Raw genomic sequence first — 25,756 nt, forward strand, 5'->3', positions numbered from 1 at the left:
GAGAGCTTCGCGCATACCCCCGCACAGTTCAAAAACGCCGGTAAAGCGGCGGCCCCGCAGATGTGGGGATGTTTCCGAGGGAGGGAATCATGGGCGGCCTTCTGGCCTTGTCGCGTGGCATAGACCGCGTGAACAGCGTGATCGGGCGCAGCGCGTCCTGGTTGATCCTGCTGGCAATTTTCGTCAGCGCGACGAACGCGGTGATCCGCAAGCTTTTCAGCATCTCATCCAATGCCTGGCTTGAATTGCAATGGTATCTCTATGGCGGGGCGTTCCTGCTGGCGGCGGCCTATACGCTGCTGGAGAACGAGCATATCCGCATCGACATCCTCTATGGCGGCCGTTCGCGGCGGACCCAGCACTGGATCGACCTGATCGGGCATCTCTTCTTCCTGCTGCCGATGGTGATCCTGTCGCTCTGGCTGATGTGGCCATGGCTGCTGCGCAGCATCCGCTCGGGCGAGATGTCGATGAATGCCGGCGGGTTGATGCTGTGGCCCGCCAAGGCCGTGCTCTTCACCGGTTTCGTGCTGCTGCTGTTCCAGGGCATATCCGAAATCGTCAAGAAGATCGCCATCATGCGCGGATTGATCGAGGACCAGCACGCGCCCTCCGGCCATCACGTGCCGCTGGAGGTCGATCCCGAGCTGCTGGCGCAGGCCGGGTTCGCCGCGCCGGATCGCGAGGACGATGACGGGAAAGACAACCGGGGCGGGGAGACACGCAAATGATGGAACTCATCGCGCAGAACATGGCGCCGATCATGTTCCTCTCGCTGATCGTCTTCCTGCTTCTCGGCTATCCGGTCGCCTTCGCGCTGGCCGCGAACGGGCTGCTGTTCTTCGTCGTCGGGGTCGAGTTGGCGCCGCTTTCGGCTGGCACGATCCATCTCGACTGGCCATTGTTGCGGGCGATCCCCGACAGGTTCTTCAACGGGGTGGTGTCGAACGAGACATTGCTCGCGGTGCCGTTCTTCACCTTCATGGGCATCGTGCTGGAGAAATCCGGCATGGCCGAGGACCTGCTGGACACGATCGGCCAGCTTTTCGGCCCGGTGCGGGGCGGGCTTGCCTATGCGGTGGTGATCGTCGGTGCGTTGCTGGCCGCGACCACTGGCGTCGTGGCAGCCTCGGTGATCGCGATGGGGCTGATCTCGCTGCCGATCATGCTGCGCTATGGCTATGACCGACGGATCGCCACGGGGGCAATCGCGGCCTCGGGAACATTGGCGCAGATCATCCCGCCCAGCCTGGTGCTGATCGTGCTGGCCGACCAGTTGGGGCGCTCGGTCGGAGACATGTACAAGGGCGCGCTGATCCCCGGGCTGGTGCTGACCGGCATCTATCTGGGCTATGTCTTCGTCATGTCGATCATCCGCCCGAACGCGTTGCCTGCGCTGCCGAAAGAGGCGCGGACGCTCGGATCGGGGATCGCGTCGCTGATCGTCGCGCTGGCGGCGGGTGTCGGGGTCTTCTACCTGGCCTGGACATGGCTGCACCCGGCGCATGGGAATGATGCCGATATCCTGGCCGCCGCATTGGCGGTGATCGCGGTCTATCTTGCCGCGGTGCTGGACAGGGTGCTGAAAATCGGGGTGATGTCGCATCTGGCCCAGCAGGTCATCATCGTGCTGATCCCTCCGCTTGCGCTGATCTTCCTGGTGCTGGGCACGATCTTTCTCGGCGTCGCCACCCCGACCGAGGGTGGTGCGATGGGCGCGGTCGGCGCGCTGGTCCTTGCGGCGGGCAAACGGCGGCTGAACCTGGGCGTCATCAGCCAGGCGCTTGCGGCGACGACGCGGCTTTCGGCCTTCGTGATGTTCATCCTGATCGGTGCACGGATTTTTTCGCTGACCTTCTACGGCGTCAACGGCCATCTCTGGGTCGAGCATCTGCTGACCTCGCTGCCCGGCGGCGAATACGGTTTCCTGATCGCCGTATCGCTGCTGGTCTTCTTCCTGGCCTTCTTTCTCGACTTCTTCGAGCTGGCCTTCATCATCGTGCCGCTTCTGGCGCCTGCCGCCGAAAGCCTCGGCATCGACCTGATCTGGTTCGGGGTGATCCTGGGCGTGAACATGCAGACCAGCTTCATGCATCCGCCTTTCGGATTCGCGCTGTTCTACCTGCGTTCGGTCGCACCGCGGGAGCCCTATGCCGACCGGGTGACGGGGCAGACCATTGCGCCGGTCAAGACCAGCCAGATCTATTGGGGGGCCGTGCCTTTCGTGTGCATCCAGATCGTGATGATCGCGGTGGTGATCAGCTTTCCACAACTGGTGATGCATTACAAAGGGGCACCGGTTGATACCTCGAATATCCGGATCGAGATTCCCTCGGGCGGGTTCAATTCCGGCGGCGAAGGCGGCTTCGGTCAACTCGGTGGCCTGGGCGGCTCGCCCTTCGGACAATCGGGCGGCGGGGATGCGGCACCGTCATCGGGTGGCCTGGGAGAACTGGGTGGCCTTGGCGGCGTGCCGAATTTCGGCGCGCCGCAGGGCGGAGCCGACTCGCCAGAGGAGGGCGGGGCACCGGCAGAGGAAACAGGTGAACCGGCAGGCGGGCTTGGCCTTGACGGGCCGCCGCCGGGTCTTGGCGGGAACTGAGCGGCAGGGGCGATTCGGCCTCGGCTTGCGCCCTGCCGGCGTCGTTTCCGCAGAATGGCGGGAAAGGCCGCAAGCGCCGGCTTAGCGGGTGATGGCAGCGGGGGAGATCTCGCGCAGGATGCAGGGGATCTCGATCCTGACATTGCCCGTCGGCGGCGTTTCGACCAGTTCGAAGGTGGTTTCCAGCATGGCCGGGACATTCTGCTCGGTCATGCCGACATTCTGGGGAAGAAGGGCGGCGAAGGGATCCCAATCGAAACAGCCCAAGCGGATATCACCGGACCCGTGCCGCTGTTCGTTCAGCCAGTGGATCACGCCTTCCAGTGTAATCGTCGAATTCACGAACAGGCCGGAGCGATCGGCAAGCGTTTTCGTCGCCATCGCGGCGATGGCCTTGTGCGGCGAGTATCCGGGCATGATGATCTGATCCGGCAGGACGGACAGCCCGATTTGCCGATGCGCTGCCCTGAAACCGCGCAACCTTTCGGCCGTGTTGTGATCCTTGCTGCGTCCGCCGATGAACCAGAGGGGTCGGATCTCGCCGAAATCGCGTTCCATCCGGGACAGGATCAGCGCCGTCAGATCGCGTGCACCGGTGAAATTGTCTGACACGATCGACGGCGCGTTGCTGCCGGGAAGATCGAGGTTGATGGCGCGCACGCCCGCCGCCGCGCAGAATTCGCCGATCCGGTCGGGATCGGTGGCGCCGGTGACGATGAGGCATTCGGCCTGGTAGGAGATCAATTCGCGCGCGGCCTCGAATTCCAGATCCGGGTCGCGTTGCGTGCAGGTTATGACCGGAAACAATCCCCGGGCGCGGGCCATGATCTCGAACTGCTCGGCAATGGCGCCGAAATAGCGGTTGTCGTATTTCGGAACGATCATGCCGATGATGCGGGATCTCTCGCGCCGCAGCAGGCTGGCTTGCAGGTTCACCGCGTATCCCTGCTCGGCCGCGATGCGCGAGACGCGTTCGGCCAGCTTTTCACTGATTCGGCGCTTTTTCCAGGTTCCGTTCAGGATTGAACTGACCGCGCTCGGGCTGGTGCCCGCAATCTCTGCCAGGTCGTAAATCGTTGGTCGCTTTGCGGAATTTCCGTCACTCTCGGCCATGTTTCCCCGATCTGAGATGGCGGCCCAAGACCTGCCGGATACTTCATCTTGACAGGAAAGGGTGCTATCTGCAACGATGCTACATCGATTGAGCATGCATGCTCAATCGGTGGCGCTGCCTGGAGGACGGCGGGAGGGGGAGCGGGGTCTCCATTGGCCATCCGCATTCTGATCGCGTTGCGGCAGGGCCCGGCGCGGCCCGGTTCCCGACCGACGATCCTGCCGGGTGCTCGGGATAAGTGGAGGAAACACGAGATGAAAATCAGACATTCTATCGCGACCGTTTCGGTCGTGGTGGCCGGGCTTTTCGCCGCGGCTGCCACCGCCCAGGAGGCGGCCACCGTCGCCTTCCTGATGCCGGACCAGGCATCGACCCGCTATGAAGAGCATGATTTCCCCGGCTTCAAGGCCGCGATGGAAGAGCTGTGCCCGGATTGCGAGATCGTCTATCAGAACGCCAATGCCGACGCGTCCTTGCAGCAGCAGCAGATCAATTCGGTCATCGCGCAGGGCGCGAAGATCATCGTGCTGGACCCGGTGGATTCCTCGGCTGCCGCCGGACTGGTGCAGATCGCCCATAGCCAGGATGTGAAGATCATCGCCTATGACCGTCCGATTCCGGATGTGCCCGCCGATTACTACGTCTCTTTCGACAACAAGGGGATCGGTCAGGCCATCGCGCAGTCCCTGGTCGATCACCTGAAGGCCGAGGGCGTGCCCGAGGGGGCCGGAGTGCTGCAGATCAACGGCTCGCCCACCGATGCGGCGGCGGGGCTGATCCGCGACGGGATCGACGCAGCGCTGGATGGATCCGAATACAAGACGCTTGCCGAATATGACACGCCTGACTGGGCTCCGTCCAAGGCGCAGGAATGGGCGGCTGGCCAGATCAACCGCTTTGGCGGCGAGATCACCGGCATCGTCGCCGCGAATGACGGCACGGCAGGCGGCGCGATCGCGGCGCTGAAGGCGGCGGGGGCCGATCCGCTTCCGCCGGTCACCGGCAATGACGCGACCATCGCGGCGCTGCAATTGATCATCTCGGGCGATCAGTACAACACGATCTCGAAACCGTCCGAGATCGTGGCGCGCGCCGCCGCCGAAGTGACCACGACCTTCCTGAAAGGTGAGACGCCGGAGGCCAAGACGACACTTTATGACACGCCGTCCGAACTGTTCGTGCCGGCCGTCGTCACCCGCGAGAACATCAAGGCCGAGATCTTCGACAAGGGCATCCACACCCCGGAAGAGATCTGCACCGGCGATTATGCCGAAGGCTGCCGGGAACTGGGCATTCTTCAGTAACCGAATGTCACGGCGCGCGTTCAGGCGCGCGCCGCCATCACGGAGAAACACCGCATGGCCTCAAATCAATCCATCACAGGCGAACCGATCCTCAGGCTGCACGGCGTGTCCAAGCAGTTCGGGGCGGTTTCGGCGCTGACCGATATCGACCTGGACATCCATGCCGGCGAGGTCGTGGCGCTGGTCGGCGATAACGGCGCCGGAAAATCCACGCTGGTCAAGACATTGGCCGGAGTGCATCAGCCAACCGCGGGCAGTATCGAGTTCATGGGCAAGCCCGTGACACTGGACAGCCCCGGCACCGCTCTGGATCTGGGCATTGCGACCGTCTTCCAGGATCTTGCGCTGTGCGAGAACCTGGACGTGGTCGCCAACCTGTTCCTTGGGCACGAGCTGGCGCCCTGGGCTCTGGACGAGGTGCAGATGGAGGTGCGCGCCTGGACGTTGTTGCAGGAACTGGCCGCCCGCATCCCCTCGGTCCGTGAACCCATCGCCTCGCTTTCGGGCGGGCAGCGGCAGACGGTCGCCATCGCGCGCTCGCTGCTCTTGGAGCCCAAGGTCATCATGCTGGACGAGCCGACCGCCGCGCTTGGCGTCGCGCAGACCGCCGAGGTGCTGAACCTGATCGAGCGGGTGCGCGAGCGGGGGCATGGCGTCGTGCTGATCTCGCATAACATGGAGGATGTGCGCGCCGTCGCCGACCGTGTGGTCGTGCTGCGATTGGGGCGCAATAACGGCGTTTTCGATGCCGATACCTCGAACGAGGAACTGGTCGCCGCGATTACCGGCGCGTCCGAGAATTCGGTCTCGCGCCGCCGGGCCCGCAAACTCGAAGAAATGGATCAATCATCATGACCGAAGAGAAAAGCTCCACCGCGCTGGACCGGTCCGACAGCCGGGTCCGCCATGACGAAGGCATCATCGGTGCGGTCCGCGCCTTCATGGATCGTATTCGTTCGGGTGATCTGGGCATGCTGCCCGTTGCTGTCGGCCTCGTGCTGATCGCGACCGTCTTCACCTCGCTGAACCCGGTCTTCCTGGCGCCGAACAATCTTGTGAACCTGCTGTTCGATGCCGCGGCCGTCGGTTGCATCTCGCTTGGTGTCGTCTGTGTCCTGCTGCTGGGGCAGATCGATCTGTCGATCGGCTCGATGAGCGGACTTGCCTCGGCATTGATGGGGGTGCTGTGGGTCAAGATGGGGCTGCCGGTTCCGTTGGCAATCCTTGCGGCACTGACCGCAGGGGCCGTGACCGGGCTGGTCTATGCCAGCTTCCTGAACCGGTTCGGGATGCCCAGCTTCGTTTCGACACTGGCCGGGTTGCTGGCGCTGCTGGGGATGCAACTTTACCTGCTCGGCTCTACCGGGTCGATCAATCTCAACTACAATTCGGCCCTGGTCCGCTTTGGCCAGATCCTGATCATGCCGGCCTGGCTCAGCTATTTGCTGGCGATCCTGCCGGGGGTGGTCAGCGTCACCATGGGGCTGCGTGCCATGCGCCGTCGGGCCGAGGCCAACCTGTCCAATCCGGGGCTGAGCGTGCTGCTGGCCAAGGCGGGCCTGCTGACCGTCGCGCTTCTGATCGCCGTGTCATATCTGAACACGGGCCGTGGCGTGCCTTACATGTTCGGGCTGTTCGTGCTGCTGGTCGTCATCATGAACTATGCGCTGACCCGCACGAAATGGGGCCGCTCGATGTTCGCCGTCGGCGGCAATAGCGAGGCCGCCCGCCGCGCGGGCATCAATGTCAACCGCATCCGCCTGTCGGCCTTCATGCTGTGTTCGACACTGGCCGCGCTTGGCGGGGTGCTGTCGGCGGCGCGGCTGGCCTCGTCCAGCCAGCAGGCGGGCACCGGGGACGTGAACCTGAACGCCATCGCGGCAGCGGTGATCGGGGGAACTTCGCTGTTCGGCGGGCGCGGCTCGGCCTGGTCGGCGCTGCTGGGGGTGCTGGTCATCCAGGCGATCTCGAACGGGCTGACATTGCTCAATCTCAGCTCGTCGCTGCGCTACATGATCACCGGCGCGGTTCTGGCCATCGCGGTCATCGTCGACTCGCTGGCCCGCCAATCCCGCGCAAGCCACGGCCGCGCGTGACCCGAAGACAGGAGAAAAAAGATGGCTGAACTGATGACAGGCAAGGTCGCGGCGATCACCGGCGCGGCCTCGGGGATCGGGTTGGAATGCGCGAGAACGCTGCTGGCCGAGGGGGCGACGGTCGTGCTGATCGACCGGGCCGGGGACCGGCTGGAGAAGTTATGCGCAGAGCTTGGACCGCAGGCGAAACCGCTGGTTGTAGATCTGCTGGACGGTGCGCAGGTGGACGCGATGGCGGCGCGGATCGAAGAGATCGCCGGGCCGCTGGACATCCTGCATGCCAATGCCGGCGCCTATATCGGCGGGGCGGCGGCCGAGGGCAATCCCGATGACTGGGACCGGATGCTGAACCTGAACATCAATGCGGCCTTCCGCTGTGTTCGCGCCGTCCTGCCCGGCATGATCGAACGCAAGAGCGGCGATATCATCTTTACCTCCTCGGTGGCGGGCGTCGTGCCGGTGGTGTGGGAGCCGATCTACACGGCCTCGAAATTCGCGGTGCAGGCCTTTCTGCATGCGACGCGGCGGCAGGTGTCGCAGCATGGTATCCGCATGGGCGCGGTTCTGCCCGGTCCGGTCGTGACCGCGCTGCTGGACGACTGGCCCAAGGCCAAGATGGAAGAGGCGCTGGCCAATGGCTCGCTGATGCAACCCGGGGAGGTGGCCGAGGCGGTGCTGTTCATGCTGAGCCGTCCGCGCAATGTCGTCATCCGCGATCTCGTCATCCTGCCGAATAGCGTCGATCTGTAACGGCCGGTCATTCACGAGGATTTCCCATGACAGAAGATCAATCCGAAGGCGCGTCGGGTGCCTTGTTCCTTGGCGTCGATGTCGGCTCGGGCAGTGCGCGTGCGGGCATCTTCGACGCGGCAGGCCGGATGCTTGCGTCAGCCAAGCGCGACATCACCCTGTGGCGCGAGGGCGCCGAGATCGCCGAGCAATCCAGCGATGATATCTGGTCCGCCGTCTGCGCCTCCGTGCGCGAGGCGGTGGGCAAGGCCGGGATCGATCCGGCGCGCGTGGCGGGGATCGGCTTTGACGCCACCTGCTCGCTGGTCGTGCTGGGCGAGGGTGGTGCGCCGGTCTCGGTCAGTGCCTCTGGCGATGACGCGCGCAATATCATCGTCTGGATGGATCACCGCGCCGTTCGCCAGGCCGAGCGCATCAACGCGATGGGCCATCCGGTGCTGCGCTATGTCGGGGGCGTGATCTCGCCCGAGATGGAAACACCCAAGATCCTGTGGCTCAAGGAGAACATGCCGCAAAGCTATGGCAGGGCCTGGCAATTCATGGACCTGGCGGATTTCCTGACATGGCGGGCAAGTGGCGATCTGGCGCGCTCGACCTGCACCGTGACCTGCAAATGGACCTACCTGGCCCATGAGAGCCGGTGGGATCCGGATTATTTCCGGCGGATCGGGTTGGCCGAACTGGCGGATGAGGATTTCGCCCGGATCGGCCAGCAGGTCGTCGCCCCCGGCACTCCGCTTGGGCAGGGGATGACGGTCGAGGCGGCAGCGGAATTGGGGCTTCGTCCGGGAACGCCTGTCGCGGCGGGGCTGATCGACGCTCATGCGGGCGGGATCGGCACGGTCGGGGTCGAGGGCAGGCCGCAGGATAACCTTGCCTATGTGTTCGGCACATCTTCCTGCACCATGACCTCGACGGACGAACCGGTCTTCGTTCCGGGTGTCTGGGGGCCCTATTACCAGGCGATGGTGCCGGGATTGTGGCTGAACGAGGGCGGGCAATCCGCCACCGGCGCGGCCATCGACCAACTCCTGTCCTTTCATCCCGCCGTAGCCGAGGCGCGGGAAGCGGCTGACAAGGCCGGGCAACCGCTTCCCGTCTGGCTGGCCGAACAGGCAAGTGCCGCCACCCCGTCGCTTTCGGCGGCTATCGATCTGGCGGAGGGGCTACATGTCGTGCCCGAGTTTCTCGGCAACCGCGCTCCCTTCGCCGATCCGCATGCCCGGGCGATGATCGCAGGGCTGGGCATGGAGCGTGATGTCGATAACCTTGTTGCCCTCTATATCGCGGGGATCGGCGGCATCGGATACGGTTTGCGCCAGATCATCGAGACGCAGGAACAGGCCGGTGCGAGGGTGCGCCGGATCGTGATCTCGGGCGGAGCGGGAGAGCTTGATATCGTGCGGCAGCTTCTGGCCGATGCGGTGAATATGCCGGTGATGACGGTGACCGCCGAACAGCCGGTTCTGCTGGGCTCTGCCATTCTCGGGGCATTGGCGGCGGGGCATTTCCCGGACATGCCGCAGGCGATGCGGGCGATGTCGCATATGTCGCGGGAATACCGGCCCGATCAGGCGGGGGCGCGTCAAGCACATGAGGATCGCTACCGCGCTTTCCGCTGCCTCCAGGAGGCCGGGCGGAGGATCCGGCAAAAGGATTGGTCCGGGGTGCCGCGGCCATCCGCGTGAACGGATGGGCAAACGCATGGGGCGATGCTAGAACAGGCGGCCTGTGACACGGGATATTGCCGCCTTCGGGCCTGACGGGATCGCATTGCCAAGATGACACCAGCCGCGCGGATCAATGCAGCAATCGGGCTGCTCGATGAAATATTTGACGGCCGTCCGGCCGAACAGGCGCTGCTGCGCTGGTCCCGGGGCAGCCGCTATGCGGGCTCCGGGGACCGCGCGGCGGTGCGCGATCTGGTCTATGAGCCTTGCGGCGGCGCAACAGCCTGGCTGCCCTGGGTGGCGGGCTGTCGGGCCGGGGGCTGATGATCGGCCTCTGCCGCGAGGCGGGACGGGATCCGGACGAGGTCTTTACCGGCGCGGGCTACGCCCCGGAGCCGCTGAGCGCGGAAGAGCGGGCGGCGGGTGATCGTGGCGATGCCGAGGATTTGCCCGGCTGGCTCTTGCCGCTGTGGCGCCAGTCGCTTGGTTCGGAGGCCGCTGCGGTTGCCGAGGCGATGGGCCGGCGTGCGCCGGTCTGGCTGCGTGTGAACCCGTTGCGCGGAACCGCCGGCGATGCGCTCTCCCTGCTCGCCGGGGATGGAATCGAGGCCGAGGCATGGCCGGACTTGACCGATGCCCTCCGCGTCACCGCTGGAGAGCGGCGCATCAACGGAAACCGCGCCTATCTGGAGGGGCTGGTCGAGCTTCAGGATCTGTCGCCGCAACTGGCCTGCGCGGCCTTGCCTTTGCAAGAAGGCGACCGGGTGCTGGATTACTGCGCGGGCGGCGGCGGCAAGGCGCTGGCACTGGCTGGCCGCCAGCCCGGATTGCGCCTTTTTGCCCATGATGCGGAACCGGCCCGGATGGCGGATTTGCCTGCGCGGGCAGAGCGGGCGGGAACGCATATTGAGCAGGTTTCACAACCAAAGGGTGTGTTTGACCTGGTGGTCGCGGATGTGCCCTGTTCCGGCTCGGGCACCTGGCGGCGCACGCCGGACGCGAAATGGCGGCTGACCGGGGACATGCTGGAGGAATTGCTCCGGACGCAGGGGGAAATACTTGATAAAGCGGCAGGTTATGTCGCGTCTGCTGGGTGTCTGGCCTATATGACCTGCTCGTTGCTGGCGCCAGAGAATGACGATGCCATTGACGCTTTCCTGGCCCGGAATACCCGCTTTGCGCAAATCGCCCGGCACCGCTGGACGCCGCTGACGGCCAGCGACGGCTTCTTCATGGCGTTATTGAAATGCAACTAATAGTTGCATAACGCTCTCCTTTTCAATTAATGGAATCTTAACGATTCGGCCCGTAAGCCGAAACATCCGGCTTTGCGAGAGTTCGAGTTGCATGACCCATCTGGATGAGCGCTTGGCATTCCCCGTGACGCGATATGGCTGGTGCCGTTCCTGTTTCTTCCCGGGCTGGTGCTGTTGATCCTTCCGGGACATGGCGTCGGGGCCGCGGCGATGGTGATCGCCGCCATTGCTGTCTCCTGGTATTGTGTCGGCGGTGTGGTCACGGTGTCGCATATCTCGCGGAATGTCTTGCGGCGCCGGGCGCTGGCCGCGATCCGCGCCGAGGTCGAGGCGGCGGTGGATCCGATCTGGATATGTGATTGCGACGGCAAGGTGCTGTTGCAGAATATCGCGTCGGTCGACGGGTTCGGAGATGCGATGGGCGGGAATATCCGCCTGCCGATTTCCCGCATGAAGGCCGACGCGGACGGGGTGCGGGACGAATTGGCCAGCCGCGCCTTCGAACTGGGCCGCGCCGAGATCGCGCTGCAAGGGGGCGATGCGCTGGCGGTCAGGCATGTGCCGGATGCGGCATTGCAGGTCTGGTCATATTGCCCCGCCGATGATCGGTCCGGAACTGCGGACGAGTTGGCTGGCGGGGATGCGGGCGGTGAATTCGATTCGCTGCCCGTCGCGCTGCTGCGGCTGACGCAGGATGGATATATTCGCCGCGCCAATGCTGCTGCCCGGCAGTTGTTGCTGGGCCGCCTGCCCGAGGGAAATTGCCCTGCGCCCCATCTTGGCAGCCTGCTGGACGGGCCGGGCCTGCCGATTGGCGACTGGCTTCGCGAAGTTTCCGCCGGGCAGGACGAGAAGCGCATCGCGATGCTGCGCCTTCGCGATGCACAGGGCGGAGGCGCCGATGGCCAGGACCGTTATTTCCAGTTGTCGCTTTCGCGGGCGATGACGGGATTGCCGGGGTTCCTGGCGGTTCTGACGGATGCCAGCGAGCTGAAGACCCTGGAAGCTCAATTCGTGCAAAGCCAGAAGATGCAGGCGATCGGTCAGCTTGCCGGAGGTATCGCCCATGATTTCAACAATCTGCTGACGGCGATCAGCGGGCATTGCGACCTGCTCATGCTGCGCCGCGACAAATCCGATCCGGATTATGCCGATCTGGATCAGATCAGTCAGAATGCCAACCGGGCGGCGGCGCTGGTCGGTCAGCTGCTGTCATTCTCGCGCAAGCAGAAGCTGACGCTGGAACGGCTGGATCTGCGGGACATCCTGGCCGATCTGGCGCATCTGCTGAATCGTCTCGTGGCGGGTCAGGTCGCGTTGCATATCGGCCATGATCAGGCATTGATGGCGATCCGCGCCGATCGCCGCCTTCTCGAACAGGTGATCGTGAACCTGGTCGTCAATGCCCGCGATGCCATGCCGCGGGGCGGCGATATCCTGCTGCAAGCCGAAAACCTGTCCCTGGAAGCGCCCCTGACCCGCGATGGGATCACGATGCCAGCCGGGGAATATGTCTGCATTTCTGTCCGGGACGATGGTTGCGGGATCGCGCCCGAGCACCTGGGCAAGATCTTCGAGCCGTTCTTTACCACCAAATCGGTGGGCGAGGGGACCGGGCTGGGGCTCTCGACCGTCTATGGCATCGTCAAGCAGACCGGGGGCTATGTGTTTTGCGACAGCGAACTGGGTGCAGGGACGCGTTTTTCGGTCTATTTCCCCGCGCAGGCTGCCACGGTCCCGGAGGAAAATCCGCGGAACGGACCCGTGGCGGCCGCGCTGCCGGGGATCGCCGATCGGCCCGAAACCGTGCTGCTTGTCGAGGACGAGGCATCCGTGCGTGCCGTGGCGGCCCGCGCCCTGCGCCTGAAAGGCTGCAAGGTGCATGAGGCGGATGGCGCCGATGCCGCCTTCGCCTTGCTGGGCGATCCCGATCTGCGGGTCGATGTCTTCGTGACCGATATCGTGATGCCGGGCATGAACGGACCGGCCTGGGTCCGGACCGCGCTGGAGGACCGGCCGGGGACGAGGGTCGTGTTCATGTCGGGCTATTCCGAGGATGTTTTCCCGGAGGGGCAGGTCTCGGTGCCGAACTCGGTCTTTCTGGCCAAGCCCTTCACATTGGCCGATTTCACCCGGACCGTGCAGGAGCAGGCCGCCGCGACACGGGCCGCCGCGACACGGGCCGGGCCGGCGTGGCCGTGACCGGAAGGGTGGGATGTTCCGCCGTCAGTTCAGCGTTGCATAGAGATCGAGATCTGCCTGCATCGCCCGGCGCAGCTTTTGCTCCTGCTCGGGGAGCAGGTCGACATCGACGGCGGGAGGCACATTCGCGCGAGGCAGCTCGACCGCGCAATCCAGCCGGTCTTCCAGGAACTCGACGAAAATATCTATGTTTTCATAGCGGAAGATCCGGTCGACCGCATGGCCATCATGCTGGAGGAAGCTGGATTGATCGCCGATGCCCAGGGATTGCGGCCCTCCGGCTGTTGCATATTCCTCGGCAAAGCGCGCGAAACTGACGCCTTCCATGAGATGTTCCGGATCGTCCAGATCGTCGCGCAAGCGGAAGCGATACCAGCTGCGCAACCACTCGACCGGATCGCGCATCAGGGCCACGGTCGTGAAGCTTTCGCCCGCCTGTGCCGTCAGCCATGGGCTGACATGGCGGTGAAACGTGGCAATATCGGTATGCTTCATCGTGGCCGGGCGCTGTATCGACGTCGTCGCGAGCGATTCCAGCGCCATGGCAATCGCGGTCGAGCCCGCTTTCGGAGTGGCGAGAAAAACCAACCGTTGATCCCAGAAAATCAGCATCGTCACACCTTTCCTTGGCCTCCCGCAGGAGGCGCGGGTCGGATATCGGGCAGGAGGCGGGATGTAAATATTTTCTTGGGTGTTTTGCGGGATGATCGGAGGACGAATCGTGCGAATGCGAGAGTTAGGGCTTGAAAAATGGCGAATATTGGCGCATCCATGGTTGGAACAAGAGGTGAACATCCTTTCGGTCGAGCAGATTGCTCCGCATGCGGGGCTATGGAATAAGGACAGGACATTATGGCAACGGCGAGCATCTTGGACATGAACGACAGACGCAGCGCGGACAAGCAGAAGGCGCTGGACAGTGCGCTGGCGCAGATCGAGCGGCAATTCGGCAAGGGCTCGATCATGAAGCTGGGCGCCGACAACCCGGTGACCGAGATCGAGGCGACCTCGACCGGCTCCCTGGGGCTCGACATCGCCCTGGGGATCGGCGGCTTGCCGAAAGGCCGGATCATCGAGATTTACGGCCCCGAGAGCAGCGGCAAGACGACGCTGACCCTGCATGCTGTCGCGGAAGAGCAGAAAAAGGGCGGGGTCTGCGCTTTTGTAGATGCCGAGCATGCGCTGGATCCGCAATATGCCCGCAAGCTGGGCGTCAACCTGGACGAGTTGCTGATCTCGCAACCCGACACGGGCGAGCAGGCGCTGGAGATCGTGGATACGCTGGTGCGATCCGGCGCGGTCAGCATGGTGGTGGTCGATTCGGTCGCCGCCTTGACCCCGAAAGCCGAGATCGAGGGCGATATGGGCGATCACCAGGTCGGCGCGCAGGCCCGGCTGATGAGCCAGGCGATGCGCAAGCTGACGGCCAGCATCGGCCGGTCGAACTGCATGGTGATCTTCATCAACCAGATCCGGATGAAGATCGGCGTGATGTTCGGCAATCCCGAGACGACCTCGGGCGGCAACGCGCTGAAATTCTATGCCTCGGTGCGCCTGGACATCCGCCGCACCGGCTCGATCAAGGATCGCGACGAGGTGACCGGCAACACGACCCGGGTGAAGGTGGTCAAGAACAAGGTCGCGCCGCCCTTCCGGCAGGTCGAGTTCGACATCATGTATGGCGAGGGGATCAGCAAGGTCGGCGAGTTGATCGACCTGGGCGTAAAGGCCGGCGTGGTCGAGAAATCGGGCGCCTGGTATTCCTATGGCGACGAGAGGATCGGGCAGGGGCGCGAGAATGCCAAGCAATACCTGCGCGACAACCCGGCCGCGGCCCACGCCATCGAGGACAAGATCCGGGCAAGCCACGGGCTGGATTTCGGCGCCGAAGAGGCCGGAGAGGATGATGTCCTGGGCGAGGAGTGATCGCCCTCGCCATCGTTGATTAAGCAGCGCGTGGGGGCTTGTCCCCGCGCGCCACTTTTGATCCGGGGGTTTTGCCCTGTCCGATATCGGGCTGAAGAAGAAGCGGGGATGCCGGGATTGCTGGACAGCCGCATTGGCTGGGGCTAGACCGTAGGCCAGCCCGGCCAAGGCCGGACGCGAATATTTTGCGAGAAGGCCCCATATGCCCAGTCTGAACGACATCCGATCCACCTTCCTGAGCTATTTCGAAAGGAACGGCCACCAGGTCGTCGACAGCAGCCCGCTGGTGCCGCGCAACGACCCGACGCTGATGTTCACCAATTCGGGCATGGTTCAGTTCAAGAACCTGTTCACCGGGATCGAGACGCGCGATTACAGCCGCGCCACCACCTCGCAGAAATGCGTGCGGGCAGGCGGCAAGCATAACGACCTGGATAATGTCGGTTATACCGCGCGGCATCATACCTTTTTCGAGATGCTGGGGAATTTCAGCTTCGGCGATTATTTCAAGGAGCAGGCCATTCCCTATGCCTGGGAACTCCTGACCCGCGATTTCGAGATTCCCAAGGACAAGCTGCTGGTGACGGTCTATCACACCGATGACGAGGCGGCCGATATCTGGAAGAAGGTTGCCGGGCTGCCCGACGAGCGGATCATCCGCATCCCGACCAGCGACAATTTCTGGCAGATGGGGCCGACCGGTCCCTGCGGACCCTGCACCGAGATTTTCTTTGACCATGGCGACCATATCTGGGGCGGCCCTCCGGGCAGCGCCGAGGAGGATGGCGACCGCTTCATCGAAATCTGGAACCTCGTCTTCATGCAGAACGAGCAGTTCGAGGATGGCTCGATGCGGGCGCTGGACATGCAGTCGATCGATACCGGCATGGGGCTGGAACGGATCGGCGCGCTCTTGCAGGGCAAGCATGACAATTACGACACCGACCTGATGCGCAGCCTGATCGAGACCAGCGCCCATGCCACCAGCAGCGAGCCGGACGGGTCGGGCAAGGTGCATCACCGGGTGATTGCCGATCATCTGCGCTCGACCAGCTTCCTGATCGCCGATGGGGTGATGCCCTCCAACGAGGGGCGCGGTTATGTGCTGCGGCGGATCATGCGGCGGGCGATGCGGCATGCGCATATGCTGGGCGCGCAGGATCCGGTGATGTATCGGCTGGTGCCGGCGCTGGTCCAGCAGATGGGGGCCGCTTACCCCGAGTTGAACCGGGCGCAGCCGCTGATCGAAGAGACGCTGCGCAGCGAGGAGACCCGCTTCCGCCAGACCCTGGACCGCGGCTTACGCCTGCTGGACGACGAATTGACCAGGCTGCCGGAGGGGGCGAATCTGCCGGGCGAAGCGGCGTTCAAGCTGTATGACACCTATGGCTTTCCGCTGGATCTCACGCAGGATGCGCTGCGCGAAAAGGGCCGGGCGGTCGATACGGACGGTTTCGACAGTGCCATGGCCGAACAGAAGGCCAAGGCGCGCGCCGCATGGGCGGGTAGTGGCGAGACCAAGGATGCCGCGATCTGGTACGATCTGGCCGAAAGGCACGGTGCGACGGAGTTCCTGGGCTATGACACCGAAGAGGCCGAGGGGCAGATCCTGTCGCTGGTCGCCGATGGCGCCGAGACCGACGAGGCCGGGCAGGGCGCCAATGTCCAGATCGTCGTGAACCAGTCGCCCTTCTATGCCGAGTCGGGCGGGCAGGTGGGCGATACCGGCCTGATCAAGACCGATACCGGCGCGGCGCGGGTGACCGACACCAAGAAGGTCGCGGGCGTTTTCCTGCATATCGCCGAGGTGACCGTGGGTACGATCCAGCGCGGACAGGGCGCCCAGCTTTCGGTCGATCACGACCGGCGGACAACCATCCGGGCGAACCATTCGGCCACGCATCTTCTGCACGAGGCCCTGCGGCGCACCCTGGGCGAGCATGTGGCGCAGAGGGGCAGTCTGAACGCGCCCGACCGGCTGCGCTTCGATTTCAGCCATAACCACGCGGTCACCGCTGACGAGATGTCGAGGATCGAGGCGGAGGTGAATGATTTCATTCGCCAGAACTCCCCTGTCGAGACGCGGATCATGACCCCGGACGATGCCCGAGCCCTGGGCGCGCAGGCGCTGTTCGGCGAGAAATATGGCGACGAGGTGCGTGTCGTCTCGATGGGCCGGCTGGAGGATAGCGGCAAGGGACATGACGGCGCGACCTATTCGCTGGAGCTTTGCGGCGGCACCCATGTCGCGCGCACCGGCGATATCGGCGCTTTCGCATTGCTGGCCGACAGCGCCTCTGCCGCCGGGGTGCGGCGGATCGAGGCACTGACCGGGCAGGCGGCGATGGATCACCTGCGCGGTGCCGATCGCCAATTGGGCGAGATCGCCGGGATCATCAAGGCGCAGGCCGGGGACGTGGTGAACCGGGTGCGGGCGCTGGCCGATGAGCGCAAGGCGCTGGCCAACGAGGTGGCGCAACTGAAGCGTCAGCTTGCCATGGGCGGCGGCGGTGCCGCCGAGGCCAAGGACATCGCCGGGATCAAGTTCATCGGGCGCAAGGTCGATGGCGTGACCGGCAAGGAGCTTGGCCCGCTGGTGGACGAGATGAAGGCGCAGCTTGGCAGCGGTGCCGTGCTTGTATTGGCCGAGGCCGATGGCAAGGCCACCGTCGCGGCTGGTGTGACCTCGGATCTGACCGGGCGTATCAGCGCCGTCGACCTGGTGCGGGCGGCGACAGAGGCGCTTGGCGGCAAGGGCGGCGGCGGCCGTCCGGATCGCGCGCAGGGCGGCGCGCCCAGCCTGGCGAGTGCCGACAACGCCTTTGCCGAGGCCGAGAAACTGATAGGAGGTGCCGCATGACCGCGCTCTGGATTGCCCATGTCCATGTGACCGATGCCGAGGCCTATGGCCGCTATGCCAAGGCTGCCGGCCCGGCCATCGCTGCGCATGGCGGCATGTTCCTGGCCCGTGGCGGGCGTTACCGGCAGATGGAGGGCAATGACCGGCCCCGCAATGTCGTGGCTCGTTTCCCAAGTTTCGAGGCTGCGGTCGCCTGCTATGAAAGCGCCGAATACCAGGCGGCGCTGGCCCATGCGAAGGGCGCCTCGGAACGTGATCTGGTGATCGTCGAGGAAACGCCCCCCACGGAATAGGACAAATCCTTGCCCGGCTCCGCCATGGGGGCGGGCTGGATTATGTCTTGTCGTTCGTCGATGTTTCGACCGGCTCGGCCGTTTCAGGCGTGGCCGGTTGAGGCGCGTCTTGCCGGTCCACGGGTGCAGAGGCGGAAACCGCAGGTGCTTCCTGCTTAGGTTCCGCTATCGGTGAGGCCGATACGGGGGCCTGCCGCACCTCGGAGACAGCCTCGGCCGTGGAAATCGCCCGCCGGAAAATCAGGAGATTGTGGTAAACCGTGCTGCGCCCGGTCAGGCCGGTGCGCTCTTCGCTCGGCAGCACATCCGAGCGGAGAAATTCCCAGCCATCCGCCGCCATCCGGTTCAACTCGCCCGTCAGCGCCAGCGCATAGCGGTCGGTCGGCGTCTTGGCCTCTTTCGCCTTTTCACCACGTGAAGGGGCGGGGATGGCGGTGTATTCAAAGCGGGTCATAGTGATCTCATGCTTGGCTTCGCTCCGTGTTATGTCAGTGCAGCGCCGCTGACCAGCACCTAGAGCGAATTTTCGCGCTCAACCCGCGCAGAGCCGGAATTGAGCGAAAGCAGGCGCAACAGCGAGGCCACCCGGCCAGCGAATGCCTGCGCCTGACCGCTTCCTATGCCAGCTTTTTCGCCACCAGCTCGTTCACCGCCGCCGGGTTCGCCTTGCCGCCGGTCGCCTTCAGGACCTGTCCAACGAACCAGCCCGCCAGTTTCGGGTTCTGCCGGGCCTTCTCGACCTGTGCCGGGTTGGCGGCGATGATCTCGTCCACCACCTTCTCGATGGCGCCCAGGTCGGTGACCTGCTTCATGCCGCGCGCCTCGACGATCTCGGCGGGGTCGCCGCCCTCGGTCCAGAGGATCTCGAACAGGTCCTTGGCGATCTTGCCCGAGATGTCACCCTTGGCGATCAGGTCGATCACGCCACCAAGCTGCGCGGCGGATATGGGCGAGGTCTCGATCACCAGCCCCTCCTTGTTCAGACGGCCGAACAATTCGTTGATGACCCAGTTCGCGGCCTGCTTTCCGTCGCGGCCCTTTGCCACGATCTCGAAGAAATTGGCGTTCTCGACATCGGCGGTCAGCACGCCGGCATCGTATTCCGACAGCCCCATTTCACGCACGAAACGGGCTTTCTTCTCGTCCGGCAATTCCGGCATGCTTGCGGCGATCTCGTCTACCCAGGCCTGCTCGATTTCCAGCGGCAGCAGGTCGGGATCGGGGAAATAGCGGTAATCATGCGCCTCTTCCTTCGAGCGCATCGAACGGGTCTCGCCGCGATCAGGATCGTAAAGCCGGGTTTCCTGCACGACCGTGCCGCCATCCTCGATAATGGCGATCTGGCGGCGGGCCTCGAAGTCGATGGCCTGCTGGATGAAGCGCATCGAGTTCATGTTCTTGATCTCGCAGCGGGTGCCGAGATGCGAGAAATCGCCGGTTTCGGCATATTTTTCATAGGCGCCCGGAGGGCAGACCGAGACGTTCACATCGGCGCGCAGGTTGCCGTTCTGCATATTGCCGTCGCAGGTGCCCAGGTAACGCATGATCTGGCGCAGCTTGCCGACATAGGCGGCGGCCTCTTCGGGGCCACGGATATCGGGGCGGCTGACGATCTCCATCAGCGCGACGCCGGTACGGTTGAGATCCACGAAGGACATGTTCGGATCCATGTCATGGATGGATTTGCCCGCGTCCTGTTCCATGTGGATGCGCTCGATCCGGACGCGGCGGGCGATGCCGGGGCCCATATCGACGATCACCTCTCCCTCACCGACGATGGGATGGTAAAGCTGGCTGATCTGGTAGCCCTGCGGCAGGTCGGGGTAGAAATAGTTCTTGCGGTCGAAGGCGCTGACCAGGTTGATCGCGGCTTTCAGCCCCAGCCCGGTGCGCACCGCCTGCGCCACGCAGAATTCGTTGATCACCGGCAGCATGCCGGGCATGGCCGCATCGACGAAGGCGACATTGCTGTTCGGTTCGGCCCCGAATTCGGTCGAGGCGCCCGAGAACAGCTTGGCCCTCGATGCCACCTGAGCATGCACTTCCAGCCCGATGACCAGTTCCCAGTCACCCTTGGCACCGGCGATGGTTTTCGGTTCGGGAGCGGTGAAGGAAAGATGGTCAAGCATGGGGCTCTCGCTCTGGCTATGGCGGTCTGGCGGCGGTTTTAGGCCAGTGCGCGGCTATTGTCACGGGGGCGCGGGCGTAGATGGCCGTGATTTGATTTGCCAAGGGGTTTCAACAAGCCGGTCCTGAACGATCTGGGGCAGGGCGCGGGCGGGCTGCCGCAGGGGCAAAGGGAAGCCTTGGACGAGATCGCAAGGCTGATGAAATTGCGGTTCTTGTGGCAGAATTGGCGTGTTTCGCCCGCTTTTGCCGGGAATTGGGCGCGAAACCGCCGATTGCTGAACCGTTAACTTGCATGAAAGGTTTATCGGGTTATGGGGTTTCGCGACGAAACCACCTGACGAGATTTGCATGCGTTCCGTGATTGCCCTTGCCGCTCTGGCCATTCTTGCGGCCTGTAATACCGATACGGGCCCTTCGGCCGAAGAGAAGGCGCGGGAGCAGGCGCAACAGATGTCGCTGGCCGTCAGCCCGCCGATGCGCTGGCAGCACAAGAGCGGCTCGGATGCCTGGACCAAGGCGACGCTGGTGGCGCTGGAGCGCGAGGGCGTGACCATGCTGTCGAACGTGCCTCATGACATCGAGACCTATTGCCCGAATTACGCGGAACTGGACAAGACCGGCCGCAAGGCCTTCTGGGCGGGTTTCATGTCGGCCCTGGCCAAGCATGAAAGCACCTATAATCCCAAGGCCGCAGGCGGTGGCGGCAAGTGGTTCGGACTGATGCAGATCGCGCCCGGGACCTGGCGCAGCTATGGCTGCAACGGCAATATCACCAATGGCGCGGATAACATGGCCTGCGCAGTGCGGATCATGTCGAAACAGGTCGGCCGCGACAATGCCGTGGTGCGCGACGGCAGCGGCGGCTGGCGTGGTGTGGCGCGGGACTGGGGGCCGATGCGCAGTGCCCAGAAACGCGCCGATATCGCCGCATGGACCAGGAGTCAAAGCTATTGTACCGCCAGGGCCGAGGGCTGACGGCGCGCTTCCCGCTTGAGCGTCCGGCCGCTTTGGCATAACAGGCATTCATGCGAATACTATTTCTTGGCGATGTCATGGGCCGTTCAGGCCGCCGCGCGATTACCGGAAAGCTGCCGGAACTGCGGACAAGGCTGAAAGCGGATTTCGTGATCGTCAATGCCGAGAATGCCAGCGGTGGACGCGGCATCACGGCGGGGCATGCGCAACTGCTGCTCGATTCAGGCGCGGATTGCCTGACGCTTGGCGATCACGCCTTCGATCAAAAGGACATGCTGGCCTTCATCGAGCGCGAGCAGCGCATCATCCGCCCCCTGAACTTCGCCAAGGAGGCTCCGGGCCGGGGGGCCGGGGTGTTCAGCGACCGGCGCGGGCGCAAGGTGCTGGTGACGCAGGCATTGGGGCAGGTCTTCATGTCGCGCCCTTATGACGATCCGTTCTCGGCGCTGGATGGCGTGCTCCGAGCGCATCCCCGCGGCGGCATGGTCCAGGCCGCGATCGTCGACATCCATGCCGAGGCCACCAGCGAAAAGATGGCGACGGGGCATTTCTGCGACGGGCGCGCCTCTCTCGTGGTCGGCACGCATACGCATGTGCCCACGGGCGACGCCCAGATCCTGCCGCGTGGCACGGGCTATCTGTCCGATGCCGGAATGTGTGGCGATTACGACAGCGTGATCGGCATGGACAAGGCCGAACCGCTGCGCCGCTTCATCACGGGGATGAACCGCGACCGGTTCACTCCCGCCGAGGGCGAGGCGACGATATGCGGCGTGCTGGTCGAAACCGACGACCGCAGCGGCGAGGCCCGGCGGATCGAGCCTGTGCGCGATGGCGGCCGGTTGGCGCAGACCCATCCCGCGACTGCGTGAATGACGGTTTTCCGCTGATACGCCCCATCTTTGTCACCCATCGGATGCTGGCCCCTCATATCTTCTTGCAGGCGGCGAGGGATTCAGATCATGATGCGCCGACTGGCCGATGGGGTTTATGTTGAGAGAACTGTATGTTCGGATTTGAGCTGAGCGGCACGGTGGCGGCCATCGCCACGATATTCATCATTGCCGGCATGCTGACCCTTTTCATTCGTGAAATCTATCCACCTGAAGTCACGGCGATCCTGGGCGCGGTCGTGCTGTTGTCTGTGGGGATCCTGGATGTCAGCCATGTGGCGGGTGTGCTGTCGAACCCGGCGCCATGGACCATCGCCTTCATGTTCATCATCGTCGGCGGTCTGGTGCGAACCGGGGCGCTGGACTGGATTGGCCAACGCGCCGCGCGCCATGCCGGAGACAGGCCGTTGATCACGCTGGCGCTGATCTCGGTCGTGGTCTGCGTGATGTCGGCCTTTGTCAACAATACGCCGCTCGTCGTGGTGATGATGCCGATCTTCATGCAGCTTGCGAACGAGATGGGGAAATCCCCCTCCAAGCTGCTGATCCCGCTGTCATACCTGTCGATCCTTGGCGGCACGATGACGATGATCGGCACCTCGACCAACCTGCTGGTCGATGGTGTCGCGCGCAGTTCGGGAATGGACGCCTTTACCATTTTCGAGATCACACCTGTCGGCTTGGCGATGGCGTTGGTAGGGGTGACCTACCTGCTGCTGGTCGCGCCGCGCCTGTTGCCGGATCGCGATTCGATGTCCCAGCTGATGTCGGGCCGTTCGAAGATGAAATTCTTCACCGAGGTCGCCATCCCCGAGGATTCCGCGCTGATCGGAAAGGCGCTGGACGAGGTGGATATCTTCACCCGAGATACCGCGCGGGTGATCGACGTGCTGCGCGGCGATGCATCCTTGCGCCGTGACCTGGCTGCAGTGCGGCTGGAGGCGGGCGACCGCGTGGTTCTGCGCACCCCGATGTCCGAGGTGCTGGGGTTGCAGAGCCACAAGGACCTGCGAATGGTGGACAAGCTCAGCTCGGTCCAGACCTCGACGGTCGAGGTGCTGATCACGCCGGGCTGCCACATGGTCGGCCGCAGCCTCGGCTCGATGCGGCTGCGCAGGCGCTATGGCGTCTATGTGCTGGCCGCGCATCGCAAGAACCAGAATATCGGACGGCAACTGGACGACCTGGTCGTGCGCGTGGGTGACACCTTGCTGCTGGAGGGCGCCCCCGCCGACATCCAGCGATTGGCCAGCGAGATGGAGATGGTCGAGGTCAACGCGCCCTCCGACCGCGCCTATCGCCGCAAGCATGCGCCGATCGTGGTGGCAACACTGATCGCGGTGGTGGTCCTGTCGGCATTCGAGATCGCGCCGATCCTGCTTCTGGCCTTCATCGGTGTGGCGGTGGTTCTGGGCACCCGTTGCATCGATGCCGACGAGGCGCTGAGCTTTGTCGATGGCCGGCTGATGGCGCTGATTTTCGCGATGCTGGCCGTCGGGGCGGGGCTGGAAAATTCTGGCGCGGTCGAATTGATCGTGACCCGGGTTGCCCCCTGGCTGGCGCAATTGCCGCCCTGGGGGCTGGTGCTGGCCGTATACCTGCTGTCGATGGCGCTGACGGAAACGGTGACGAACAATGCCGTGGCGGTGATCGTCACGCCGGTCGCGATCTCGCTTGGCAATCAGCTTGGCGTCGATCCGCGCCCGCTGGTGATCGCGGTGATGATGGGAGCTTCGGCCAGTTTCGCCACGCCGATCGGCTACCAGACCAACACGCTCGTCTATGGTCCCGGCGGCTATCGTTTCACCGATTTCATCCGCGTGGGCCTGCCACTGAACGTGCTGATGGCGATCACGGCATCGACGGTCATCCCGATCTTCTGGCCGCTCTGATTCGGATTGCAACTTGTGTGAAACGCAATGCCGCTATGCAGCATTGCAGGTTGCGGCAATGCTGCGTGTGCACAATATTGAGCGCAGGGAGGAAACAACTTTGTGAGATACAAGGAGTTTCCTATGGCAGGGACCGCAACCATCGACCGCCGCGCGCAGTTTTCCATCCTCAACGCGTTGGCCGCGCCATTCACGGCCATTGGGCGTTTCCTCGTCCTGTTGGCGGAAGCCAACCCGAGAATGCGCGAACTTGATCGTCTGAGCCGCGTCTCGGATGAGGATCTGGCCGCGAAAGGGCTGACCCGTGACGGCGAGATTCGCCGGATCATGGGCGTGAATTCCTATCTCTGAGCCCTGAGCCAGGCATCTGACTGACAAGCGCGCGTCCCCTGGCCGCGCGCTTTTGCATATCCGCCCATCACATCGCCCCTGTCCGGGGGGAAAGCTTTCGACCTTCATCTTGCGATAGGGCGCCTTGCTGGACTAAAAGCGCTCGAATCCGGAATCTACCTGAACTACGAAGGGCGACCGAATATGGCTGGTCATTCAAAATGGGCCAATATCCAGCATCGCAAGGGCCGGCAGGACGCGGCACGTTCGAAGCTGTTTTCCAAACTGTCCAAAGAGATCACCGTGGCCGCCAAGATGGGCGACCCGGATCCTGAAAAGAACCCCCGCCTGCGGTTGGCCGTCAAGGAGGCCAAGTCGAACTCGGTGCCCAAGGACGTGATCGAGCGCGCGATCAAGAAATCGCAGGGCGGCGATGCCGAGACCTACGAAGAGATCCGCTATGAGGGTTACGGCCCCAACGGGATCGCGCTGGTCGTCGAGGCGATGACTGACAACCGCAACCGCACGGCGTCGAACGTGCGCAGCTATTTCACCAAATCGGGTGGGGATCTGGGCCAGACCGGTTCCGTTTCCTTCATGTTCGACCGCGTGGGCGAGATCGTGTATCCGGCCTCGGCCGGGGATGCCGACACGGTGATGATGGCCGCGATCGAGGCGGGCGCCGATGATGTCGAATCCGATGAAGAAGGCCATTGGATCTATTGCGCCGACACCGATCTGAACGACGTCGCGACCGCACTGGAAGAGTCCCTGGGCGAATCCGAGACCGCCAAGCTGATCTGGAAGCCGCAGGCACCGACCGAGATTGCCGATCTGGATATCGCGCAAAAGCTCATGAAGCTTATCGATGCGCTGGAAGACGATGATGATGTCCAGAATGTCACGGGCAATTTTGACCTCTCCGAAGAGGTCGCCGCGCAGCTTTAGGTTGCTCGAAGGCACTGCCATCGACGCGCGGGCGTGAGCCTTCGAGATGATCTGCGCCGGTTTCCGGGTGATCTCGTCGGGAGGGTCGCGTTCGCTGGTCTTGGTCAGTGAACAGACCGGTCATGCGCTTTTTGTCGCCTATCGGTGAAAATTCACGAAAGGGTCATGCGGGTGAAGGGAACTGCCCCTGCGTGCTGTCTGTTAGTGTCCCGGAACAGAATGAAGCATGTGAGGACTGCAGATGCGCCGGATCATCCATAATAGCACCGCGATCGCCGCCTGCCTGTCGCTTTTGGCGCCACATCTGGCAATGGCTCAAGCCCATGGCTCCGGTGAGGCGTCGCAAGAGCTTTCCGAGTTTGACGTGATCGCGCAGGCTGATACCGAAACCCAACTGCCAATCGAAGGTGAGGCGGAGGAACAGACCGACGCCGAAGCCGAAGCACCGGTCGAAGGCGAAGCAGCGGATCAGGCGGATGCCGAGGCTGAAGCGCCGGTTGAAGCCGAGACGGCGG

General features: G+C 63.8%; 20 protein-coding genes and 2 pseudogenes. 18 read left to right on the plus strand and 4 right to left on the minus strand.

Annotated elements, in window-relative coordinates; genetic code table 11:
* Positions 1 to 89: 89 nt before the first annotated feature.
* Together A7A09_RS15195 and A7A09_RS15200 are read left to right on the plus strand one after the other, a co-directional pair.
* On the plus strand, positions 90 to 731 hold the full coding sequence (locus A7A09_RS15195; RefSeq protein WP_106692180.1) for a TRAP transporter small permease subunit: 642 nt from the start codon (positions 90 to 92) through the stop codon (positions 729 to 731).
* The gene (locus A7A09_RS15200; RefSeq protein WP_106692181.1) at positions 728 to 2,602 is read left to right on the plus strand and encodes a TRAP transporter large permease; all 1,875 of its coding nucleotides are present in this window, start codon (positions 728 to 730) and stop codon (positions 2,600 to 2,602) included. The genes A7A09_RS15195 and A7A09_RS15200 overlap by 4 nt, the downstream gene beginning before the upstream one ends.
* Positions 2,603 to 2,683: 81 nt before the next feature.
* Here the strand turns inward: A7A09_RS15200 and A7A09_RS15205 are convergent, their stop codons facing one another.
* Positions 2,684 to 3,715, minus strand: coding sequence for a LacI family DNA-binding transcriptional regulator (locus A7A09_RS15205; RefSeq protein WP_106692182.1), 1,032 nt, complete (start codon positions 3,713 to 3,715; stop codon positions 2,684 to 2,686).
* Between the two features lie 255 nt (positions 3,716 to 3,970).
* On the opposite strand from A7A09_RS15205, the gene A7A09_RS15210 reads away from it, so the two are divergent.
* From A7A09_RS15210 to A7A09_RS15240, 7 genes and pseudogenes are all read left to right on the plus strand, one after another.
* A complete protein-coding gene (locus tag A7A09_RS15210; protein ID WP_106692183.1) occupies positions 3,971 to 5,020 on the plus strand; it encodes an ABC transporter substrate-binding protein in 1,050 nt (349 codons plus the stop codon).
* 54 nt (positions 5,021 to 5,074) lie between these two features.
* Positions 5,075 to 5,875, plus strand: a complete 801-nt coding sequence (locus tag A7A09_RS15215) for an ATP-binding cassette domain-containing protein (RefSeq protein WP_106692184.1) — start codon at positions 5,075 to 5,077, stop codon at positions 5,873 to 5,875.
* Positions 5,872 to 7,116 (plus strand): sugar ABC transporter permease, encoded by a 1,245-nt coding sequence (locus A7A09_RS15220; RefSeq protein ID WP_106692185.1) that lies wholly within the window; start codon positions 5,872 to 5,874, stop codon positions 7,114 to 7,116. The genes A7A09_RS15215 and A7A09_RS15220 overlap by 4 nt, the downstream gene beginning before the upstream one ends.
* Before the next feature lie 21 nt (positions 7,117 to 7,137).
* Positions 7,138 to 7,866, plus strand: coding sequence for an SDR family oxidoreductase (locus tag A7A09_RS15225; protein WP_106692186.1), 729 nt, complete (start codon positions 7,138 to 7,140; stop codon positions 7,864 to 7,866).
* 26 nt (positions 7,867 to 7,892) lie between these two features.
* On the plus strand, positions 7,893 to 9,554 hold the full coding sequence (locus A7A09_RS15230; RefSeq protein WP_106692187.1) for an FGGY-family carbohydrate kinase: 1,662 nt from the start codon (positions 7,893 to 7,895) through the stop codon (positions 9,552 to 9,554).
* Between the two features lie 93 nt (positions 9,555 to 9,647).
* Positions 9,648 to 10,792: pseudogene (locus A7A09_RS15235) on the plus strand (RsmB/NOP family class I SAM-dependent RNA methyltransferase).
* Positions 10,793 to 10,933: 141 nt separating this feature from the next.
* Complete coding sequence (locus A7A09_RS15240) at positions 10,934 to 12,994, plus strand: ATP-binding protein (protein ID WP_245999383.1); 2,061 nt, start codon at positions 10,934 to 10,936, stop codon at positions 12,992 to 12,994.
* Positions 12,995 to 13,018: 24 nt separating this feature from the next.
* On the opposite strand, the gene A7A09_RS15245 is transcribed toward A7A09_RS15240, so the two are convergent.
* The gene (locus A7A09_RS15245; RefSeq protein ID WP_106692188.1) at positions 13,019 to 13,606 is read right to left on the minus strand and encodes a sulfotransferase family protein; all 588 of its coding nucleotides are present in this window, start codon (positions 13,604 to 13,606) and stop codon (positions 13,019 to 13,021) included.
* A 240-nt stretch (positions 13,607 to 13,846) separates the two neighbouring features.
* Here A7A09_RS15245 and recA point away from each other — a divergent pair, with 240 nt between their 5' ends.
* From recA to A7A09_RS15260, 3 genes are all read left to right on the plus strand, one after another.
* A complete protein-coding gene (gene recA / locus A7A09_RS15250; RefSeq protein ID WP_106692189.1) occupies positions 13,847 to 14,920 on the plus strand; it encodes a recombinase RecA in 1,074 nt (357 codons plus the stop codon).
* 202 nt (positions 14,921 to 15,122) lie between these two features.
* Positions 15,123 to 17,780, plus strand: coding sequence for an alanine--tRNA ligase (gene alaS, locus A7A09_RS15255; protein ID WP_106692190.1), 2,658 nt, complete (start codon positions 15,123 to 15,125; stop codon positions 17,778 to 17,780).
* Complete coding sequence (locus tag A7A09_RS15260) at positions 17,777 to 18,073, plus strand: DUF1330 domain-containing protein (protein WP_106692191.1); 297 nt, start codon at positions 17,777 to 17,779, stop codon at positions 18,071 to 18,073. Before alaS ends, A7A09_RS15260 begins: the two co-directional genes overlap by 4 nt.
* Positions 18,074 to 18,113: 40 nt before the next feature.
* On the opposite strand, the gene A7A09_RS15265 is transcribed toward A7A09_RS15260, so the two are convergent.
* Together A7A09_RS15265 and gatB are read right to left on the minus strand one after the other, a co-directional pair.
* The gene (locus A7A09_RS15265; protein WP_106692192.1) at positions 18,114 to 18,527 is read right to left on the minus strand and encodes a DUF4177 domain-containing protein; all 414 of its coding nucleotides are present in this window, start codon (positions 18,525 to 18,527) and stop codon (positions 18,114 to 18,116) included.
* 163 nt (positions 18,528 to 18,690) lie between these two features.
* The gene (gatB, locus tag A7A09_RS15270; RefSeq protein ID WP_106692193.1) at positions 18,691 to 20,202 is read right to left on the minus strand and encodes an Asp-tRNA(Asn)/Glu-tRNA(Gln) amidotransferase subunit GatB; all 1,512 of its coding nucleotides are present in this window, start codon (positions 20,200 to 20,202) and stop codon (positions 18,691 to 18,693) included.
* A 349-nt stretch (positions 20,203 to 20,551) separates the two neighbouring features.
* Here gatB and A7A09_RS15280 point away from each other — a divergent pair, with 349 nt between their 5' ends.
* The 6 genes and pseudogenes from A7A09_RS15280 to A7A09_RS15305 form a co-directional block, all read left to right on the plus strand.
* Positions 20,552 to 21,178, plus strand: coding sequence for a transglycosylase SLT domain-containing protein (locus tag A7A09_RS15280; RefSeq protein WP_106692195.1), 627 nt, complete (start codon positions 20,552 to 20,554; stop codon positions 21,176 to 21,178).
* Between the two features lie 50 nt (positions 21,179 to 21,228).
* Positions 21,229 to 22,050 carry a TIGR00282 family metallophosphoesterase gene (locus A7A09_RS15285; protein WP_106692196.1) on the plus strand — a complete coding sequence of 274 codons (822 nt, stop codon included), beginning with the start codon at positions 21,229 to 21,231 and terminating at the stop codon, positions 22,048 to 22,050.
* 134 nt (positions 22,051 to 22,184) lie between these two features.
* The gene (locus A7A09_RS15290; protein WP_106692197.1) at positions 22,185 to 23,963 is read left to right on the plus strand and encodes an SLC13 family permease; all 1,779 of its coding nucleotides are present in this window, start codon (positions 22,185 to 22,187) and stop codon (positions 23,961 to 23,963) included.
* A 123-nt stretch (positions 23,964 to 24,086) separates the two neighbouring features.
* Positions 24,087 to 24,314, plus strand: a complete 228-nt coding sequence (locus A7A09_RS15295) for a DUF1127 domain-containing protein (RefSeq protein WP_245999384.1) — start codon at positions 24,087 to 24,089, stop codon at positions 24,312 to 24,314.
* A gap of 183 nt (positions 24,315 to 24,497) precedes the next feature.
* Positions 24,498 to 25,241: a YebC/PmpR family DNA-binding transcriptional regulator gene (locus tag A7A09_RS15300; RefSeq protein ID WP_106692198.1), complete on the plus strand. Its 744-nt coding sequence runs from the start codon at positions 24,498 to 24,500 to the stop codon at positions 25,239 to 25,241.
* A gap of 241 nt (positions 25,242 to 25,482) precedes the next feature.
* Positions 25,483 to 25,756 (plus strand): annotated as a pseudogene (locus A7A09_RS15305) (hypothetical protein); the annotation flags it as partial.

It is taken from the genome of Paracoccus methylarcula, assembly GCF_003007735.2.
In the GTDB taxonomy this organism is placed as follows: Bacteria; Pseudomonadota; Alphaproteobacteria; order Rhodobacterales; family Rhodobacteraceae; genus Paracoccus; species Paracoccus methylarcula.

Bases quoted from the DNA above. Each gene is read 5' to 3' on its own strand.
- A7A09_RS15195 (WP_106692180.1), top strand. From the start codon at position 90: ATGGGCGGCCTTCTGGCCTTGTCGCGTGGCATAGACCGCGTGAACAGC.
- A7A09_RS15200 (WP_106692181.1), top strand. From the start codon at position 728: ATGATGGAACTCATCGCGCAGAACATGGCGCCGATCATGTTCCTCTCG.
- A7A09_RS15205 (WP_106692182.1), bottom strand. From the start codon at position 3,715: ATGGCCGAGAGTGACGGAAATTCCGCAAAGCGACCAACGATTTACGAC.
- A7A09_RS15210 (WP_106692183.1), top strand. From the start codon at position 3,971: ATGAAAATCAGACATTCTATCGCGACCGTTTCGGTCGTGGTGGCCGGG.
- A7A09_RS15215 (WP_106692184.1), top strand. From the start codon at position 5,075: ATGGCCTCAAATCAATCCATCACAGGCGAACCGATCCTCAGGCTGCAC.
- A7A09_RS15220 (WP_106692185.1), top strand. From the start codon at position 5,872: ATGACCGAAGAGAAAAGCTCCACCGCGCTGGACCGGTCCGACAGCCGG.
- A7A09_RS15225 (WP_106692186.1), top strand. From the start codon at position 7,138: ATGGCTGAACTGATGACAGGCAAGGTCGCGGCGATCACCGGCGCGGCC.
- A7A09_RS15230 (WP_106692187.1), top strand. From the start codon at position 7,893: ATGACAGAAGATCAATCCGAAGGCGCGTCGGGTGCCTTGTTCCTTGGC.
- A7A09_RS15245 (WP_106692188.1), bottom strand. From the start codon at position 13,606: ATGCTGATTTTCTGGGATCAACGGTTGGTTTTTCTCGCCACTCCGAAA.
- recA (WP_106692189.1), top strand. From the start codon at position 13,847: ATGGCAACGGCGAGCATCTTGGACATGAACGACAGACGCAGCGCGGAC.
- alaS (WP_106692190.1), top strand. From the start codon at position 15,123: ATGCCCAGTCTGAACGACATCCGATCCACCTTCCTGAGCTATTTCGAA.
- A7A09_RS15260 (WP_106692191.1), top strand. From the start codon at position 17,777: ATGACCGCGCTCTGGATTGCCCATGTCCATGTGACCGATGCCGAGGCC.
- A7A09_RS15265 (WP_106692192.1), bottom strand. From the start codon at position 18,527: ATGACCCGCTTTGAATACACCGCCATCCCCGCCCCTTCACGTGGTGAA.
- gatB (WP_106692193.1), bottom strand. From the start codon at position 20,202: ATGCTTGACCATCTTTCCTTCACCGCTCCCGAACCGAAAACCATCGCC.
- A7A09_RS15280 (WP_106692195.1), top strand. From the start codon at position 20,552: ATGCGTTCCGTGATTGCCCTTGCCGCTCTGGCCATTCTTGCGGCCTGT.
- A7A09_RS15285 (WP_106692196.1), top strand. From the start codon at position 21,229: ATGCGAATACTATTTCTTGGCGATGTCATGGGCCGTTCAGGCCGCCGC.
- A7A09_RS15290 (WP_106692197.1), top strand. From the start codon at position 22,185: ATGTTCGGATTTGAGCTGAGCGGCACGGTGGCGGCCATCGCCACGATA.
- A7A09_RS15295 (WP_245999384.1), top strand. From the start codon at position 24,087: ATGGCAGGGACCGCAACCATCGACCGCCGCGCGCAGTTTTCCATCCTC.
- A7A09_RS15300 (WP_106692198.1), top strand. From the start codon at position 24,498: ATGGCTGGTCATTCAAAATGGGCCAATATCCAGCATCGCAAGGGCCGG.